The 251-nt window shown below is 55.4% G+C and carries 1 protein-coding gene; it reads left to right on the forward strand.

Annotation, left to right across the window (positions count from 1 at the left end):
- Positions 1-184: hypothetical protein (locus tag R2R70_RS21915; protein ID WP_410979184.1), on the forward strand; the 184-nt coding region annotated here is incomplete at its 5' end.
- Between the last annotated feature and the right edge of the window lie 67 nt (positions 185-251).

The raw sequence follows: 251 nt of genomic DNA on the forward strand, positions 1-251 counted from the left end.
GCTGCGTCCTTCCGTGGAGAAAAGTATGCAGTTTGCGATACGAAAGATCGATATACATAGACCGTCAATTTTAATAAGTGAAAACTTATGGAAAGAACGGTTGCGAAAAGCGGCTGCAAGACAGCTGCGAAGCGGCCCATCTGATTGGCGCGCGTTGCGTTGCGAGTTGTTTATCGGGCGGTGACGGCGCGGTCGGGCTGGCGCTTCGGCCCATCAAGGCGTTCGCGGTGTGAGGTGTTCCGGAGTCGCCG

This window comes from Cobetia sp. SIMBA_158 (assembly GCF_046566945.1).
Lineage (GTDB): Bacteria > Pseudomonadota > Gammaproteobacteria > Pseudomonadales > Halomonadaceae > Cobetia > Cobetia amphilecti.